This is a genomic window from Evansella sp. AB-P1, from assembly GCF_029688925.1.
In the GTDB taxonomy this organism is placed as follows: domain Bacteria; phylum Bacillota; class Bacilli; order Bacillales; family Salisediminibacteriaceae; genus Evansella.
The window spans coordinates 156,231-175,811 of sequence record NZ_JARUKY010000008.1; the positions used below are offsets into that span (position 1 = coordinate 156,231).

The 19,581-nt window shown below is 32.1% G+C and carries 15 protein-coding genes; 2 read left to right on the forward strand and 13 right to left on the reverse strand.

Annotation, left to right across the window (positions count from 1 at the left end; translation table 11 throughout):
* Positions 1-93: 93 nt before the first annotated feature.
* Together glgA and QA612_RS10255 are read left to right on the forward strand one after the other, a co-directional pair.
* Entirely contained in the window at positions 94-1,518 is a 1,425-nt protein-coding gene (gene glgA, locus QA612_RS10250; protein ID WP_278283722.1) for a glycogen synthase GlgA, read from the forward strand.
* Positions 1,494-3,965: a glycogen/starch/alpha-glucan phosphorylase gene (locus QA612_RS10255; RefSeq protein WP_481804433.1), complete on the forward strand. Its 2,472-nt coding sequence runs from the start codon at positions 1,494-1,496 to the stop codon at positions 3,963-3,965. Before glgA ends, QA612_RS10255 begins: the two co-directional genes overlap by 25 nt.
* 180 nt (positions 3,966-4,145) lie before the next feature.
* On the opposite strand, the gene QA612_RS10260 is transcribed toward QA612_RS10255, so the two are convergent.
* The 13 genes from QA612_RS10260 to QA612_RS10320 form a co-directional block, all read right to left on the reverse strand.
* Entirely contained in the window at positions 4,146-4,862 is a 717-nt protein-coding gene (locus QA612_RS10260; protein WP_278283724.1) for a hypothetical protein, read from the reverse strand.
* A gap of 39 nt (positions 4,863-4,901) precedes the next feature.
* Positions 4,902-5,963, reverse strand: coding sequence for an acyltransferase family protein (locus QA612_RS10265; protein ID WP_278283725.1), 1,062 nt, complete (start codon positions 5,961-5,963; stop codon positions 4,902-4,904).
* Positions 5,964-6,031: 68 nt separating this feature from the next.
* On the reverse strand, positions 6,032-7,399 hold the full coding sequence (locus tag QA612_RS10270; protein ID WP_278283726.1) for a sugar phosphate nucleotidyltransferase: 1,368 nt from the start codon (positions 7,397-7,399) through the stop codon (positions 6,032-6,034).
* 20 nt (positions 7,400-7,419) lie between these two features.
* Positions 7,420-8,655 (reverse strand): glycosyltransferase family 4 protein, encoded by a 1,236-nt coding sequence (locus QA612_RS10275; protein ID WP_278283727.1) that lies wholly within the window; start codon positions 8,653-8,655, stop codon positions 7,420-7,422.
* A 30-nt stretch (positions 8,656-8,685) separates the two neighbouring features.
* Positions 8,686-10,080: a sugar transferase gene (locus QA612_RS10280; RefSeq protein WP_278283728.1), complete on the reverse strand. Its 1,395-nt coding sequence runs from the start codon at positions 10,078-10,080 to the stop codon at positions 8,686-8,688.
* Positions 10,081-10,217: 137 nt separating this feature from the next.
* Entirely contained in the window at positions 10,218-11,936 is a 1,719-nt protein-coding gene (locus tag QA612_RS10285) for a glucosamine inositolphosphorylceramide transferase family protein (protein ID WP_278283729.1), read from the reverse strand.
* A 42-nt stretch (positions 11,937-11,978) separates the two neighbouring features.
* Positions 11,979-13,040, reverse strand: a complete 1,062-nt coding sequence (locus QA612_RS10290) for a glycosyltransferase family 4 protein (protein WP_278283730.1) — start codon at positions 13,038-13,040, stop codon at positions 11,979-11,981.
* Positions 13,041-13,082: 42 nt separating this feature from the next.
* Positions 13,083-14,360: an O-antigen ligase family protein gene (locus QA612_RS10295; RefSeq protein ID WP_278283731.1), complete on the reverse strand. Its 1,278-nt coding sequence runs from the start codon at positions 14,358-14,360 to the stop codon at positions 13,083-13,085.
* 1 nt (position 14,361) lies between these two features.
* Complete coding sequence (locus QA612_RS10300; RefSeq protein WP_278283732.1) at positions 14,362-15,819, reverse strand: oligosaccharide flippase family protein; 1,458 nt, start codon at positions 15,817-15,819, stop codon at positions 14,362-14,364.
* Positions 15,820-15,841: 22 nt separating this feature from the next.
* Positions 15,842-16,483 carry a CpsD/CapB family tyrosine-protein kinase gene (locus QA612_RS10305; RefSeq protein WP_278283733.1) on the reverse strand — a complete coding sequence of 214 codons (642 nt, stop codon included), beginning with the start codon at positions 16,481-16,483 and terminating at the stop codon, positions 15,842-15,844.
* On the reverse strand, positions 16,476-17,219 hold the full coding sequence (locus tag QA612_RS10310) for a YveK family protein (RefSeq protein WP_278283734.1): 744 nt from the start codon (positions 17,217-17,219) through the stop codon (positions 16,476-16,478). The genes QA612_RS10305 and QA612_RS10310 overlap by 8 nt, the downstream gene beginning before the upstream one ends.
* Positions 17,220-17,258: 39 nt before the next feature.
* Entirely contained in the window at positions 17,259-18,197 is a 939-nt protein-coding gene (locus tag QA612_RS10315) for an NAD-dependent epimerase/dehydratase family protein (RefSeq protein WP_278283735.1), read from the reverse strand.
* 380 nt (positions 18,198-18,577) lie between these two features.
* Entirely contained in the window at positions 18,578-19,573 is a 996-nt protein-coding gene (locus tag QA612_RS10320) for a glycosyl hydrolase family 28-related protein (RefSeq protein WP_278283736.1), read from the reverse strand.
* Positions 19,574-19,581: the final 8 nt, after the last annotated feature.

Here is a 19,581-nt window from a genome sequence, read left to right on the forward strand (position 1 = left end):
CATTAACTATTTTTTGTATAAATGGGTAAAAAAACCTATTTCATTTGTGAAATTATTATTTACTATTAAAAGTATTGAAAGGAGAGATCTATTATGAAAAACGTGTTATTTGTCGCCTCAGAATGTTCACCATTTATCAAAACAGGAGGACTTGCAGATGTAATAGGCTCTCTTCCACAAGCTCTAAAGAAATATGAACGAGTCGATGTGAGAGTTATATTGCCACTATATGATGAAATTCCATCTGAATGGCGGGATAAAATGAAGTATGAAACATCTTTCCGCGTCCCTCTCGGATGGAGAAATCAAGAGGCTAGTTTATATTCCCTAGAGCATAACAGTATCAAATATTATTTTATTTCAAATGATTACTATTTTACTAGAAAAGGCATTTATGGTTATTACGATGATGGAGAAAGATTTATCTTTTTCAGTCGAGCTGTTATAGAAGTATTTCCTCACCTTGATTTTACTCCAGATGTACTTCATGGTCATGATTGGCAGGCAGGGATTGCAGTAGCATTAGCAAAAATCATACAACCGGTTGAAAATTTGAAAACAATATTTACTATTCATAATATTAAATATCAAGGTCTAATGCCTCATGATATGTTTGAGGAATTCTTTAATCTACCATCCAGTCATTTTGGTGGCTTTGAATGGAATGGCATGCTTAATTGTATGAAAAGCGGTATTTTTCACGCTGACAAAGTCACTACCGTAAGCCCATCCTATGCTGAAGAGATAAAGAATCCATTTTTTAGTGAAGGACTTCACCCTATCCTTTTAGAAAAGTCAGAGGATTTAGTTGGCGTCATTAATGGGATTGACACTGATGAGTATAACCCAATGAAGGACTCTCATATTGAAGTTAACTATCGACATTCTAGAGTAAAAAAGAAGGAAAACAAAGTGGCACTTCAAGAAAGGCTTGGATTACCTATATCTGAAGAAAAACCCCTTTATGTTATGATTAGTCGTTTAGTAGAACAAAAAGGATTTCATCTAATTCAATGTATTTTAGAGGAATTTTTACAAGAGGATGTTCAAATAGCAATATTAGGAACAGGTGATGAAGAATTCGAAGGTTATTTCTCACATATTTCTGAAAATCACCCTGAAAAATTAAAAGCTTACCTAGCTTTTGATGAAGGTCTAGCACGACAAATGTATGCTGCTGCAGATTTCTTTATTATGCCATCAAAATTTGAACCATGTGGCCTATCTCAGCTCATTGCACTCCAATATAAAGCTGTACCTATCGTTAGGGAAACAGGTGGATTAAAAGATACAGTAACTCCTTTTAATGAGTTAACTGGGGAAGGTAACGGATTTAGCTTTTCTAATTATAATGCACATGATCTCTTAACAGTCTTACACTACTCACTTCGCGTGTATCATGATGACACGAAATGGGGTAAACTGTTAAAAAATGTTAACAAAAGTCAATTTAGCTGGAAACAATCAGCTCGAGAATATGTAAATGTTTACGAATGTACAACAAAAGTAACCATATAAGGAGTGAACACATCGTGTCTCGACATACAACGATTAATGAACTTGTGGAATGCATCACAGAAAAAATGAAAACAGAACGTGGAAAAGACTTAAAGGATGCAACAGACAAGGATGTATACTATGTGATCACTTCTATTGTAAATGATGAACTCAATTCTCACTGGCTTAAAACAGAAAAAAAGTATAGGAAGAAAAAAGCAAGACAAGTATATTATTTATCTATGGAGTTTTTAGTTGGTCGTTTATTAGAAAGTAACCTACTCAACTGCGGACTACTAGACACTGCAAATAAAGCACTCCAAAAATTAGGATTTGACCCTGAAAAGGTTTATTTTCAAGAACACGATGCAGGTCTAGGAAACGGTGGCTTAGGACGTTTGGCTGCCTGCTTCCTAGATTCCCTAGCATCGTTGAATTATCCAGGTCATGGATATGGAATCCGCTATCGCTATGGATTATTTGAACAAAGAATTATACACGGTAATCAAATAGAACTACCAGATTACTGGTTAAAGGAAGAATACCCATGGGAAAGACGAAGGGTAGACGAAGCAGTCAAAATACACTTTTGCGGACAGGTTCATATGTTTAAAAAGAACGATGGAAGTTTAGAATTCAGGTATGAAAATACGGATCAAGTAATGGCAGTTCCGTACGACATCCCTATCGTTGGTTACGAAAATGAAGTTGTGAATAACCTTCGTTTATGGAGTGCAGAATCTCCTAGTAGTGAAGATGAAGATGTTGCAAGCCAAAACTCCCAGTATTATCATCACCTAGATCATAAGCACTCCATTGAACAAATATCTGGCTTTTTGTATCCTGATGACTCTAGTTTTGAAGGAAAAGAGCTTCGCTTAAAGCAACAATACTTCCTCGTTTCTGCAAGCATACAAAATATAATAAAAAGCTATAAAAAGAATAGTAAAAAGTCTTTAAACTACTTACCTGAAAAAGTCGTTATTCAAATTAATGACACCCATCCAAGCTTAGCTATTCCAGAACTGATGAGGATTTTAATGGATGAAGAACATTTCAGCTGGAATGATGCATGGAAAATAACGACGAACATAATCGCATATACAAACCATACCACCTTAAGTGAAGCATTAGAAACATGGCCAAAGGAAATGATACAAAATCTCTTACCACGCTTATATATGATAATTGATGAAATAAATGAACGATTTTGTAAAAAAATATGGATGGACCATCATCATTTAAGAGATAAAATTCCTGAATTAGCAATAATAGCTTATGATCAAGTTCATATGAGCCGTTTAGCAATTGTTGGTAGCTTCAGTGTAAATGGTGTAGCTAGAATTCATACTGACATATTAATAAAGAAAGAAATGAAAGATTTTTACAGCTTATTCCCGAGCAAATTCAACAATAAAACAAATGGAATTACCCATCGTCGGTGGCTTTTACAAGTGAATCCAAATTTAGCATCTCTAATAACAGATGTAATAGGACCTCAATGGATTAAACGACCTAACCAACTCATTAGTCTACTTCGGTATACAAAGGATAGACCTTTTTTAGATAAGATAGATCAGGTAAAGCATGAAAATAAGAAAGCTTTAGCTAAGTTTATTTTTGATCGTACAGGTATTTTAGTTGATGATCAATCTATTTTCGACGTTCAAATTAAACGACTACATGAATATAAACGACAGCTACTAAATATCTTTCATGTTATTTATTTATACAATGAGCTTAAAGATAACCCTAATCAAGATATTACTCCGAGAACGTTTTTATTTGGTGCAAAGGCTGCACCAAGCTACCACTTAGCAAAAGAAGTAATAAAACTAATTAATAAAGTAGCATCAATCGTTAACCATGATCCGGAAATTAAAGATAAACTCAAGGTTGTTTTTTTAGAAAATTATAATGTCAGCTTAGCTGAAAAAATTATTCCAGCAGCAGATATAAGTGAACAAATCTCCACTGCTAGTAAAGAAGCTTCTGGTACAGGAAATATGAAAATGATGATGAATGGTGCAATTACTCTCGGAACATTAGACGGAGCAAATATTGAGATTCGTGATTTTGTTGGGGATAGAAATATATTTATTTTTGGTCTAACTGCAGACGAAGTACTCCATTATTATCATCATGGAGGTTATGTTGCAAGGGATATTTATAATACTGATGATCGAGTACGTCGAATTTTAGATCAATTAAATGAAGGTTGGTTTGGCAGTCAGGAAATAGAGTTTAAAGATATTTACTATAATATTCTTTATCATAATGACCCATATTTTGTTCTTAAAGATTTTGACCCGTACATTGAATCACACGAATTAGTAGAGCAGTCATATCGTGATAAGTTTACTTGGCTAAGCATGAGTGTAACGAACATTGCACATTCCGGTAAATTCTCTAGTGATCGTACTATTCAAGAATATGCATCATCAATATGGAAACTTAACAAAATTTAATGGTCTATTTCGAAACTTAGACCGTTCGAAGAAAGTATTTCAGTAGTTGAATTAACAGAACAAATTTATCATAATCTAAAAACGCTTGGATATTGAGCTGCACCTCAAATGGCTAAATTCTTTGTCATTTGAGAAATAGTTCAAAATGATATCCAAGCGTTTTACATAGCTTTTTTCACTTTAAGAGTCTTCTACTACTTTGTTATGTTGGTTTCTAATTAATTTTTCATAAAAGGAAGTTAATTGATTAATACCATTTTTAATATCAATTCCTGTCGTTGGAATCACTTCTATCGTCCCTACTGATTCACTAATTATTACCGAATCTTTTTCTTCCTGTGAATGTATAATACCATTAGTAAATACTGATTGAAGCATAGCTTCATAGTTTTTCAAGCGTCTTAATTCCTCTTCCAATAACCATTCCTTAAAAGAATATTGGTTCGTCATTTCTATTTCTTTTAGTAATATGGCATGATCTGACTCTCCATAATCAACGACAATATCTGTATTCCTAAACTCCATCTCAAAAAAATTGATAGCTATTTTACTTTGTACATGAATAAGGTCAATTGTTGTATTTTCCAGTACTTCTTCAACTATAAACGTCATCTCCTTATTAATATAGTTAAAGAGTAAAAAAGGATGACCTTTCAAGAAATACAAAAATCTATTTAACGTCCTTTTTTTATTTTCATATATTTTTACTTCCTTCGTATTAAAGGTAGAATGAATAACATCCTTACTTGAAAATTTATAAATAAATCTCTCATGAAAAAATAGACACTCTACATGAATTCCTTTTTCTACTAAGCCTTTAATATGTTCATATGCTCGAACACTTTCTTTTCCTCCAGTAGGATACGGAACTTTCTCTGAAATATATAGTACTTTCATACCCCTATTACCTCACTTTTTATAGAAACATGCATAGGCTTATGCTATCCCTTTTGAATTTGGTGTTTTCTTCTTACTATTTTCTTGTGCAAATAACTTTTTTAGCTTTTTTGATATAGGTTTTTCCATAAAAATATAAACAATGCTGGAAGAAGTAATCGTAAATATAAGAATGATACACATCGATAGAAAGTATCCGAACAAATAGATCAAATTTAATTCGTAAAACACATACGTATAAAGCTGTAAAAAAACACTATGAGAAATATAGATAGAATAAGAAGCATCTCCTAAAAAAGAAAGGACTTTAGGAATTTTTCGTTCTTTTTCGTCTTTTACAGCTAAGCCAACTAAAATAAACATAGAAAACAAGGCAAAAATGAATGGTTCTGGAACAGGGATAAAGCCATATACATTATTTAGCCATCCTATTACAAAGCCAATAATGCCAATTACAATCATAAAAGTTGAATACTTTAATTTGAAATGGAGAACAACATAGCACAATAGCATACCTATAAAAACTTCTAAGCTACTAAAACTGAAGAGAAAGTAACCCTGTGATGGAATAATGTTTAAGCCTATAAATATGGTAGCAATTGCCCAAATAGCAATGAATGGCTTAATAATTTTAGGACTGAATAATAAACATCCAAACATAATATAAAAAAACATAATATGAGGTAAGGACCAAGCTTCTGGGATAATAATGGGATCTGTTGGTAATAGTAAAAGAGATTTAAGTAATACTTCAAATGAATAATTGTTATACCACATTGGAATGGTTACCATCAACAGGAGTGTGATTATAGTAAAAATCCAATATAAAGGATAAATTTTAATCATACGCTTAATAAAGAATTCCTTAGCCTTTCCTTTCACACCAAGATCTTTATGATACACGTAGTAAATCATAAATCCGGTTATCAGAAAGAAATAGTCTACCCCTCCCGTCCGTTCCCATCGGCCCATTCCAAACCAATTATATGAAAATTGGTTAAAAAATAACAGATTCAGATGCCCTATTACAATTAGAATAATTGCTACTCCCCTAGATAAATGAACGTACGAAAGTCTCATTCCCTTCTGTTGTCTTTCCATTAGTTATTCCTCCGAAAATGATTTATTCTCTTTATTAGACTCTGTTATTTTGAAAGAAAGTATATTCCTTAACTAATGGCAGAAGAACTTAAGTTCGTAACCTCATCCCATGTTAAGCATATTCGCTTTATATCCTCTTCTATTAATTCTGATCCTGACTGAACCTCAATAATTTCCATGTCAGTAATGGCTCGAATAGCATGCCTTGAACGTACTGGTATTTGTAAAACATCTCCTTGTCTAACCTTTTTCATCTTTCCATTCATAACAAATTCACCATGTCCTTTTACAACAGTCCACACTTCACTTCTCTTGAAATGAAGCTGGTAGCTTAAATTTCTCCCTGCAAGAATTCCCAATCGTTTCGTCAATACTTCGTTGCCATCATATTTCGTGTAATCTAATACTTTGTACCAGCCCCATCGCCTCTCTTCGTACATCGGTCGTTGAGTAATCTTTAATTCATTTTTTAGTCGTGGACTAGCTTGTTTGTCTGTAACCAATAAGCCATCTGGACTAAGTGCAACCACAATGTTTGATAAGCCTAATATAGTAACTGGAATATCTAACTCATTCACTAAATGTGTATTTAAACTATCGTGGCTAATCATGCCTTTTCCTATTTTTTCTGTTCCCATTTCTTCTGTTAACGTGTTCCAAGTCCCAAGGTCTTTCCAATAGCCATCATAGGAAATAGCAATAACATCCTTTGCTTGTTCAACCACCTCGTAATCAAAACTAATCTTTGGTAATCTATCATAATGGTGTAATAATTCATCATAGGTCGTAGGAAACCCATTTTGTTTGAGATAATTAATTACATATTCTAATTTGAAAGCAAATACTCCACTGTTCCATCTTGCATTCTCCTCATTAATAAGGACTTGAGCATCCTCTTCAGATGGCTTTTCTTTAAAATAATCCACAGTAAAATAATTAGTTTTTGAAGTATTTGGTACAATATAGCCATATTTTTCAGAAGGATATGTGGGTTCAATACCAATTAGGGCAAGTTCAGCCTTTGAATGTAACAATGATTTTTCTAATACTTCTAAATGTTGAAAAAATTCCGTTTCTACATATGGATCAACTGGTAGTACTCCAATAACTTCGTGTAAACTGACTCCTTTGACGGAATACAAATATACTGCAGATAAGGCAATGGCTGGAAACGTGTCTCTTCTTTCTGGTTCTACTATGAGAGGTACATGACTACCCAATTGATTTTGAATAATATCAACCTGGCTTTTGCTAGTGGCTATTACAGTATTATCCTGCAAACCAGCTTCAGCAAGTTGTTTCCATACCCTCTGTACCATTGATTCTAAAATACCTTCCTTATTCTCTAATAACCTTAAAAACTGTTTTGAACGAGCATCATTAGACAGGGGCCACAATCGTTTACCTGAACCTCCAGAAAGCAATATTAACTCCATTCACCTCACCCTTTCATTAATTAATTACTAACATTCAGCTGGGAAGAATTAACTACTTCACTTATGCTCTTGACCCCTTCCCTTTCCATCGCCTTCGACCAAATTTTTTCTAAATTTGTAACGTTTTTATCCCAAGAATAATGATTAAATATAAATTGTTGTCCTAATTTTGAATATTTATTTCTTATAACTTCATTGTCAATTAATCTTTCAATCATTTTTATTGTCTCTTCTTTATTATGAGCAATAGCAACGTCATTTGGAGAAATGGTTGGAAAACCTTGCAATGCTAGTGGGGTCGCTACAGTTGGTAGGCCACACGCTAACGCCTCAAGTATCTTATTTTGCATACCAGTTCCAGATTGTAATGGGTAAACCCCAATCATTGCCTTACTTAAATATTCACCTATTTCTTCTACAAAACCAGTAACAACAATATTGTTCATCCCGTTTAACTTTTGTATTTTTTTTACAGGATCTTTCCCTACAATATAAAACTTAAATCCAGGATATTTTTTATTAATTTGTGGCCAAATTTGTTTTACAAAAAATAACACAGCCTCCACATTTGGGTAGTATTGCATGTTTCCATGAAATACAATTGCTTCTTCTTTTTTCACATCTTTGTACCTTGCAAGAAAGTCTTTCGTAATATACGTTCCATTAGGATTTATCGTAATCTTTTCATTATTTTCCAAAGAGCTCTTATCTTTTTCAGAGACTAATAGAACCTCATCAAAATTTCTAATTACTTTTTGTTCATATTCCTTAACCAAATAGCTTTCTAAAGAGATAACCTGCTTAAATAATATGGACTCATTCTCTGCTCGCCTTTTCATATTCAATGAAATAGCATCAATCATATCTATAACTTTTGGTATCTTTATGGATTTAAAAAGCTCTGCTATCCTAATCGTTTGTAAGTGAACGATATCCGGATTAATTTTATTTAATAGTATTCTCATCTTTTCCTTATTTTTATTGCTAGTAAATAAATTGACTTGAAGAGGTTTAAAATTGTATAGTGTTTTAAATACACGGCTAAGAGAAAATTTATTTTCATAAATAAAATGTATGTCCTTACAATATGGACCTAATTCCGCTTTTGCTAGTGGTATATCTTCTTTATTATTAACAAAGCTCACGAGATACAGATCGTGTCTTTTCCCTAATATTTTTATTTGTTCATAAGCGATTAATTGGTCCCCTTTATGTGGAGGGTATGGAACTCTACTTGTTACATAAAGTATTTTCATTGGTTTTAGCTCCTTATGAACAGATTTTTATTACTGATTGATAACTCGTTTTTGATTAACAAGCTCTAGCAGTTTTTCCCTACGTGCTACAGCTTCTTCATCAATTCCTTTCGCATGTTCTCGCTGAAGGACAACTCTTAACGTTTGCACTAAAATTTTCATATCTACAATGAATGAATAGTTACTAACGTACATGAGATCATAACGGAGCTTATCCTCCACAGTTGTACTATAATAAGAAAGAACTTGTGCTAACCCTGTTATTCCTGGTTTCACATGAAAGCGTAGAGAATAATCTGGAAACTGCTTTTTAAATTGACTAATGAAAAACATTCTTTCTGGTCTGGGACCTATTAAGCTCATTTCTCCCTTTAATACATTAAATAATTGTGGAAGCTCATCTAATCTTGTTGCTCGAAGGATCTTTCCTAACGTCGTTATTCTTGGATCCTTTTCCGATGCTAATACTGGCCCTGATATTCTCTCAGCATCCTGTACCATGCTTCTAAATTTATACAATTGGAATGGCTGTTCATTTAACCCTAATCTCTCCTGTTTAAACAGTGCTGGTCCGCTAGATGTTAATGGAATAAGGAAAAACAATAGAATAATAAATGGACTTAAGACAATTAGTAAAGTAACTGAAACAGCAATATCTACTGTCCGTTTTACTCCTTTTTGAATGTTTGATAAATTAGATGATGGGATGGAAAACACGAGCAAGTCATCAATTTGTTGTGTTTTTGCTCCAGCTAGGTACACTTCAAAAAATTGAGGTACGAGAAGCACTTCCTTCCCTTCTTTTACACAAAGCTTCATCAATTTCTCTCTTTCGCCTTTTGATAGTGTGGAACTAAGCAGAACCACATCTACATGAAGTAATTGATCCTTAATTAATTTGCTGTTTTTTATAGAAACAAAGCCCTTAAGCATAAACCAACCTGTATAATGATTTAAGAATTTATCTCCTAATATAAAACCTTCATCCTCTGCCTCTCCAATAATTAACACTCTCTTCCTACCATGTATTCTTTTAGAAAAATAATACAAACTCATTCTTACTATTAAAAATAAACATGTCTGTATAACTAACGAAATAACTAGATATCCTATTGAAACCATTCCTCCTATTACATGATTAATAAATAATAGAAAGATAGTATACGTTAACAAAGACAGAACAATTGTATACATTAAATGCGTTCCGCTTTTTCTATGCCAATTGGTGTATAAATCAAATAAATAAAAGCAAATAAAAGCTACAATAGATATCCATGTTAATAAAAGATAACCATCATTTAGTATTAAAAATGGAGAAGAAACATAGTAAATCCAAAATGCTACCAAAAAGCCTAAGTGGATCATTGTAATATCTACGAAGCTTAAAAATAGTGTCTTAAAATGTTGTAAAGGTTCATTACTCATCATTCTTCTCCTCCTTTCTAGGAATGTTCTTTATTTAGTGTTTAATTTTTATGAAAAATAAACAAATGTGCGTTATTAAGAACTATTTCACCAAAAAAATTTCAGTTTTATAGTATAAGTATAGAATCTCTTTATTTTTATTTATCATTTGTTTGTAATGTCATTTCTACCCTCCTAGTTATTCTTTTTTTGTTTAACCTGTATATTTTTTTTATGAAATGATGGAACCCATAGTCAAAACGTTTTCCATCTAAGATCGTAACATTTCCCACTGACGAAATAGTGTGTAACCCATCAGGATATAGACTATCCATCCTTGGACTAATTGTACTTACTGTTTCTTCGTTAAATTGTGTAGTGGTTAATGTTGTTATCTTATTCAGTACAACTCTTCCACCATATGTTTTCGAACAATCTTGTGCAGGTCGATAAATAACTCCCTTACTTATGAACGGTGTTCCAGCAGGTCTACTAGATTTCACATCAACCTTTACTGGATTCAATAGATGTGCTTTCCAATCGCCTAGTAATTCCTTCGCATAATAAATATATAACTCACTATTATCACTTTGAATAGAAGAATTCCCTTTTGTACAAAACAACCACCAAAATCCATTGTATTTAATTACAGTTGAATCAACTCCAGGAAAACCGCTAATTAAAGTTTTTACTTTTCTCAAACAAATACGATCTTTGTCTACTTTGTATATGGAAACCTCATTAGCCTCAGATGTTTCAGGAATACAATAAATATTATTTTTATATTCAACTATATAAGGATAGGACATATGACTTGGTAGTTTAAGAACGGGCGATGTAAATGAAACGTTTGATTCAATACTGTTTAAATGCACTTCTGCCTGTGTAATAAACCCATTAACTTGCTTATAATCTAACTCTTCCATAAAAAGCTTATACCCGGTCTCATCCTTATATCCAAATGGATCTGCATAAAACAAATTATTTCTATTTACCAACCAATTAATAGTAGGTTCTGTTTCCTCTATAAAGCTATTAATTGGTTTTTCAACAATACCGACATTCCAGTATTCATAGCGAAAGAACTTATTAAACATTTTCTTCATCTTATTTTTATACATGAGGTAAAGAAACTTTAATGTTTGACTATTTGATGGTTCATCAAGATAGTCTGGATACATTTTAACTATTTTTTTTTCTTGGATACTCTTACCACCATATAGTATTTCCTTACAAATGATTGAAGGCCAATTTGTTATTGCTGAATAAATATGGTCCCTATTCTTAACATAAGAATCTGCAATAGTAGAATAAAATCCATTCTTCAATACAATTTTTTCTTCTATTTTTTCTGTTAATCGATGCAATGCAACACCACACATACAGTCATGATGAAATAACTCCCAAAAGTACGCTGGTTTCCCTACTTGAATTTGATCATCTCCGAAATAAAATTCCCATATTCCATACCTAGCACTAGAATTTTGTATTATATCTCTTTCAATACGGGAATCAGATAAATTCAAAACAAAGTCCACACCATACTGATTTAAGTATTTTAACGTTTTATTTGACATTCCATCGGTATTTTCAATATTAAATTTCGTTATTGTAGTTAATTTGGTAGTGAGATGATTCTCGACATCAACCTGTTTACAACATTTCATTCGTTTAGTTGAATAACTTTCAAAATAATGAAATAGTACGTTTTTTAACGATGCCTTCTTTTTTCTCACCTCCTTTTTCTTAATAACTAATATAAAACGCAAATGTACATTATCTAACCTCAGTAAATTGTTAATACATTCTATTTTCCAGCTTTCTACTTTTGTATTCGATAATATAACACCGAAGCTAAGGGGCTCCTTCCTTTGCAAGATTTCATCCCTCCTTTCTAATGTTCTTACAGTTTCATGGCATTATCTTTGTTTCTCATATTTCAAATATTGGTTTAATGTTTGCTGAATCATATTCTGTAACGAAAACTTTTTGTTCACTAACTGCTGTGCTCCTAAGATCAACTGGCTTTTCAACGAATCATTCATTTCGATTGTAATAATTTTATTACAAAACTCCTCTACTGAATGGTTTTCTATAAGGCAACCTGTTTGATTATTTATAACAGCCTCTTTGATTCCACCTTTGTTAATAGAGATCATTGGGGTTCCAACAGCCATTGCTTCTATAACTACCATCGGAAAAACTTCTCTGTGAGATGTCAAAAGTAAAACATCCATATTATTTACAAACTCTTCTGGTTGATGAATTTGACCCAGCATTGTTATTTTATCGTTAAGTTCTAAAGCATGAATCCTCTTCATTATTTTGTCCAGTTCAGGTCCATCACCACCAATGAAAAATTTATAATTTTCGTAGTTTCTCAGCTTATGAGCAATCTGAATAAAAAACTCATGATTTTTCTCCTCTGAAAGCCTAGCTAAAATACCGATGTGGAAGAAATTATTTTTCTTTTTCTTTTTATATAAAAATTGCTGTAAATCAACTCCATTATAAATTGTTGTTATTTTATTTTTGTTAACTCCCAATTCGATTAAATTATCTTTTTCATAATTACTTACTGTGATGACGGAGTCTACAAAGTGATTCAATAATAATTGAAAAACAACAGGTGTCCACTTTTCTAAGAAAGTAACATTGTGTTTCGTATAAATAACGTTGCTCTTTTTCCACTTAAAAAAATTTAATATAGAGGTATATAACACCATCCTCAAACTATTCGCATGAAAAATAGTAATATTATTCCGTTTAATAAATCTCTTTAACTTTAAAAGATTAAATAGATGATTTCGCTTCGATAATAAGAGAAAGTTTTTTTTATTTTTTATTTTCTCAAATAGTTCTCCTTCACTAGCTGCGGAAAATAGCTGCAAGCTAGGATGGTTTAATTCATTTTCAAGCTTACAAAAATATATTTCGGCTCCACCTGTCGTTAATTTATCTGTCAGCATTAACACATTCATTTACCATTCACCTCCATAAGAAAATACTTTAAAAAGAACTGTTCATCCTAATCTTTTCATTTCTTTATTTCCGTAATTAAACTCTCTCATAGAAATGACTCGTTTATTCTTTTCAGAACTCCCCTTCTTATCATTAACCTCTTTTATGTAAATAGACAAAATAGCTAAATACATAAAAAACATGTCATTTATAATAACGGATAATGAAAGAAGTTGAAGTACATAACCTATATAAGTAAAGAAAAGATATGGTTTCTTTCGATGAACATTATTCTGGATCAATTGTATGAATACAAACAAGATAAATAACATGTAAAAGAAGAAGCCTAATACCCCTGATTCTGATAAAATATCAAAAAATGTATTGTGTACACTTAAGTTATCACCGTAATAAAAATCATTATAATCAGAAAAATTAAAAGCCCCGATTCCTACGAGAATATTTGTTGAAAAGAAATCAATAGCTCTTCCCCATAACTCAAAGCGACCACTACCACCATCATTAGAAAAATCGCCAAATCTAGAATCTAACATTTCAATGACATTCAACTGTGAAAACAAAAGGCTAATATAAATGGCTACTAAAGATAGAGATACAGAAATCATCAACATCTTCAGTTGTTTTCCAATGTTACTCATAATAAAGTAAAGAAAGAATAGGATCCCAATCACTAGTAATCCTCCTCTGGAAAAGGTGAGAATACTTGTAATGATACAAAGGAATAGCCCAAGCTTATTTAACGATGACTTCGAATTACATAAATAATACGCAAAGAAGATTGTATTATAAAAAACATAGAAGTTTGGATCCTCCACTAGTCCAATGAGCCTCGGATAACTTCGATCAACCATGACACCAAATGCAATCACTCTCTCCCCAAGATCAAATTGAAAATTCAAAGCCTGTAACCCAATTAAATAAAGTACTATGCTTAAGCCATTAAAGAGGATTCCAGCGTAAGAAATACCCTTTTCAATAATTGATTGTGTCGAATAGCTTAATATTGATTTAATAATAAAGTAACAGGAAAGATAGATGATAATCCCAATTAGTATTCTAAGACTGGAGGTGGAATATAAAGCAAATGCACCTGAAAAGCTATACATTAAATAAAAAACAAGCATTAATATTTCAAAGAATTGGAGTCTTACAAACCGAAAAGCTGCAAGATGAATAAAAATGAATAATAGCAAAAAAATCATATAAGGCTTAAATGAAAAGCCAATATAAATACTATATTTTCCTATCGTAATAAGAAATAAGAGGATGAACACTGTAAAAGCATGGTTTTTCGATTGTGATATTCTACCATTTTCCATTTTAGACACCCTCTGTATCCTTTCCTTTTACTCTTTTAAACCGTATTTTTTTTACTACATCCCGTCTTATTTTCTCCTTCAACTCACTATCAATAAAAAGTAGCATGGATAAAAAGATTAAATTAATCGCCATTGCTAAAAGGGGGATTTCACGGAAAAAGTATTCACTCACACCTAAACTTATGGCAAAAAATAGTAGGTACGGAATAATAGCCTTTATGGCTATGACACCTCTATTAGGAATGCATAATAAGAAACCTAATAAGGTAATTCCTTCTATTGCGATACCAGCAAAAGCAGCTCCTATTACTCCATATGATTGACTTAGTACAAAGTAAAGAATCACTCCACTTATCACCGCAATTAACTGGCAGACCATTCGATATGTCTGCATTCCTCTAGATGTAAGTCCATCTGCTAATGCAATATTGATGGCTTGAAAGGTCAACAATAGAGAAAGTATCTTTAATGGAGTAGCCGCCATTGTCCATTCAGCTCCGAATAGGAACTGAATAACAAATTCTGAAAGATGGAAGAAGGGAATTGTCATCCCCATTCCAATTAGTGACATGATCTTTATTTGCGTTATATTTAATTTTAAATGTTCATTAGGCATTCCTCCGTTAAAATACCGAAATAATACTGGATAATATGCACCTGCTACAACAAAAGGTATTTGCTGCAACGCTTGAGGAATACGATAAGCGATAGCAAACAATCCTACATCCTTTAAGCTTATAGTCCTTTCAAGTACCAGTGGTCCAAGATGAGGAAGAATAACAAATAATAACCCTCCAATTGTAAAAGATCCTAAATTTTGTAGAATCCCCTTATGAAACTTACTTTTTAAAGGAATTTTTATTTTTTTAGAAACTAAAACTAAACCGAAAATTCCAGCTAGCATATAGGACATTCCATATAGAAGGCTAATAATGTAAGGATGTAGAGAGAACAACATTCCTAATGAAATTGTTGTCACTAATGTTAAAGCAGATACCATACGGATATAACCGAAATACTCCATTTTCTCAATGAGCTGAAAATACGTAGTTCCAATACTTTGTAAAGCAACACCAGTAACCATTGGAAAAATTAAGAGATAGGCTGTTTGTATGAGCTCTTGATTATTTACATAAACAAACTCAATATAAATAAATCCAAATACAAAAGTAATGATAAGTAATAAAAACCTCATTTTTATATAAGAAGACATTAAAATCGAAGTGCTTACATTTTTCTTTGATCCTTCCCGAAGAACAATGTCACTTAAGCCAGCGTCCGTAAAATAGCCCATAATCATTGAAATTGCTAAGGCGACACTGAAAAGTCCATAATTGTGAGATTGTAAGTAATAAGCTAATATAATTAAGGCAGCAGCATTTAATGCACTGGATAATGCTGTGCTGTAAAATAAGTGAATAATATTATTTATGATAGAGTTTCCATTCGTTTTCTTCATCCTTAGCCACCTTAAAGGAAAATCAACCCGTTAAATAGATCACACCAAGTATTTTTTGATTCGCCCGTTCCAAGTAGTTTTTTGTTAATAAAGCTTCCTCTTTTTTCGTACTGTTTTCTCTCATCATTAACACAACACCATCACAATATTGAGATACAATTTGTGCATCAGCAACATCCAAAAAAGGTGGCGATTCGAATATCACAATATCATATCGCTGTCTCCATTCATTCATAATTGTAGACACTCTATTAGACACCCAAGCATCTAACGGATTTGTGGGAATTGGACCAGTTGGTAAAAGGTGTAGTCCATGAATAAAGGTTTCTTGTATACAAGATTCTAATTTTTCTTCCTTCATAATGACATGAGTTAAACCAGTTAAGTTATTAAAATGAAAACAATCATGTAGGGAGGGCTTTCTAAAGTTTGCATCTACTAAAAGAACATTTTTCCCTTGCTCAGCAAAGGAAATTGCCATTTTAATAGAAACTAACGGCTTTTGTTCTTCATGATTAGGTGTTGTAATCATCATGAACGTCTTTTCCTTCTTCGTTACATTTTCTATGTTTGAACAAATCATTCTTATTTGCTCTGTACTAACTAAATCATCTCGTAATGATAATTTTCTAACCATTTTCGTTTTACTTCTACTTTTACGCACCAAGTTCTCCTCCCTTCACCCTGTGTAAATAATTCTTTTTTATAGGTTTCCTTTTCTTTTTCTTCATAGGCTTAATTTTTTCATCTAAATTTAAATATCCTAATACTGTTAAGCCAAAGATTTCCTCAACTTCTCTTGAATTTTTTACTGAATCATCAAAGTATTCCTTTAACATAGCTAAACCAATTCCTAAGAACAAGCCAACCATGATACCTATAGCAATATTTACAGTAGTACTCCCTATCTGTTTCGTAGAAATGGATCCATTCTGATAGCTGAGTACTTCAATATTGTCTACATATAACAATTCATTCATCTTTTCTACTGTCGTAAAAGCAATTGCCTGCGTGAGCTCCTTTGCTTGTTCTGGTGAGCTATCCCTAACAACTACATTAATAATTTGTGAATTATCATTATTTCTTACCGTTATTTTTTCCTCTAAACTTCCCATATTAACGTTCAATTCATTACTTACTGTGCTTAGAACAATTGGACTTTTAATAAAATCAATAGTTGATGCTAGTAGTTTATTAATATCTTGATTCGTCCCTGCACGTTCCTCAATATTTCCTAAGCTCCCAACAAGTAAATAATCAGTTGCTTCATACGAAGGCTTTATTACAAAAATGGAAATGAATAGTGTAAAAATGGAAACGATTAAAAAGGACCCAATAAGTGTTAGCTTTCTTCTTTTCATAATCTCAAAAAACTTTTTTAAATCAATATTCCCGTCCATCATCATTCCCCCATTCATATAGAAAGCTAATGAGTGTAATTAAATCATTTGCTTCCTATCATTTGTCATCTCATCTTTATAATAATGTAATGTTTCCTGCAACCCTTCCCGCAGTCTATACTTAGGCTGCCACCTTAATATATTTTTTGCTTTCTCATTCTTTAAATAACTGTGTCTTATATCTCCCTCTCTTTCCTGACCATAGAGAGTAGATATAGGTTCTTGCAAAATAGCTTTCATTTCTTCAATAATTTTATTGATTGATACCTTCGTTTGAGTGCTTATATTAAAGGTTTCGTTATGGCCATACTCTAGTGCTCTTACATTTGCTTGTGCTACATCTTTAACAAAGATGAAATCTCTTGTTTGATTCCCATCTCCAAAAACAGTTGGTGATTCACCATGTAAGAGCCTATTAATAAAGATGGCGATGACACCTGCTTCACCATTCGTATCCTGTCTCATTCCGAAAACGTTCGAATATCGTAAAATTGTATATTGCATACCGTAAAGCTTTGAAAACAGTTTAATATAAGACTCGCCATTTAATTTTGATAAACCATAAAAAGAAACGGAATTATAAGGATGCATTTCATCTACCGGTAGGTAATTTGGATTCCCATAAATAGCTGCGGTTGAAGCATAAATAATTTTTTTCGTTTTGTACTTTATGCACGCATCCAATATATTGATGGTTCCTAATATATTTTCTTCACTATCATACAGCGGATCTTTCATTGATTTTGAAACAGACACTTGAGCTGCTTGATGAATGACGAAATCAGGTTCTTCTAATTTAAATATTTCATCAACTGAATCCCTAATATCTGCTTCATAATATTTAACACCAATAGGTATGTTTTTTTTATGTCCAGTAATAAAGTTATCTAAAACAACAACTTCATAATGATTTTTCAACAGTTCCTCTACAATATGTGAACCAATAAACCCAGCACCACCAGTTATTAATACCTTCATTTTATTTCCTTCTTTCTAAAAAGAATTTTTGAAAACAACCTACAAACAGGTTCTTTATAAAGAACTTCACGATTAAAAAAAAGATAAAAACAATATTCTTTATAACGTACAATTGTTCTATATACTGAATTTTAATATTTTTCTTTACAAATTGTAAATCACTATTTAGAAGTATTACATGTTATTTTTACCTATAATGCAAAAGATTACTCTCGTTTACTCTTTATATCGTATATTTATATATTTTATAACGAACACTATTATATCTAATAGAAAATCAAAAAAAAACCAACTATATAATAATAGATGGTCTTCCTTCCCTCTCCGGACATTCGTTATATAGGATGAGGAGTGTAAGTGTAATTAAAATTAAATTCAACTTAATTTCTTGCTTCTTCTACAGGGGATGTAAAATAATTATAATAACCTTCGTCACTTATGAATTCACTCAGTATATTGGATGTTAGAAAGTTTCCAGTAGATTGTCTGCTAAAAGTAATAATTGGTTCTTCATGAACTAATTCATGAACATCCCAAATCACTCCATCAAATTTATTATCAGATCCCATAACGGAAAGAACACTTTCCGTATAACTAGTAAGCTGAACTTGTAAGCTTGTAAATTCATTTCCTGTCGTCTCATATGGAATGGTAATAGAGCCAATTAATTCAATACAATTAACACAGTCATCTAGTGTAATATTGACAAATCGATTACCATTTACCCAAGTAAAATCCGCATCATTCTCTTGTTCCACAGCTTCTAAGTAAATTCCCCTATTAAATCCAACAATATTTAAGTCAGTAAAGTTTACAAAACTAATAAAATGGTTTGGACCATCTGCAAACAAAGCAAGTGCCGTACCTTGTCGCGTTCCGCTTGAATTCACAATGGTTACATTTCTTACATGAGTCCTTTCCCAGGACCAAAATTGGTGTTTTCCATCTAAATATATGACTTCTGAATCAAAGCTATTATTTGTAACTTCAATAATTCCATTAGTAATAGATGCATTTTTTTCTAACTCAATTGCTCTAAAGTTCCCTTCAATAAATAAACGAGTGTTTTGGTCAAACTCAAGCTCAACACCTTCTCTTACAATGATTCCCGATTTAATAACATAGTGCTTATTCCCAGTTAGTCTTACCTTACTAATGTTGGATTCATAGCTATGATCTATTGCAGCTTGAATCGCTTGTGAGTCATCCTCTAAATTATCTCCATCAGCGCCAAAATCATCAACATGAACGTAGTACTTACTACTTTCTATTGTCTTGCTTACTGTCTTACCATTGTTCAATTGAATAATTAATACAGCTAGTAACAAAAAAGTGAAAAATAGTAACGAGTATATGATGATCCTCTTTTTTTTCATATAAACTC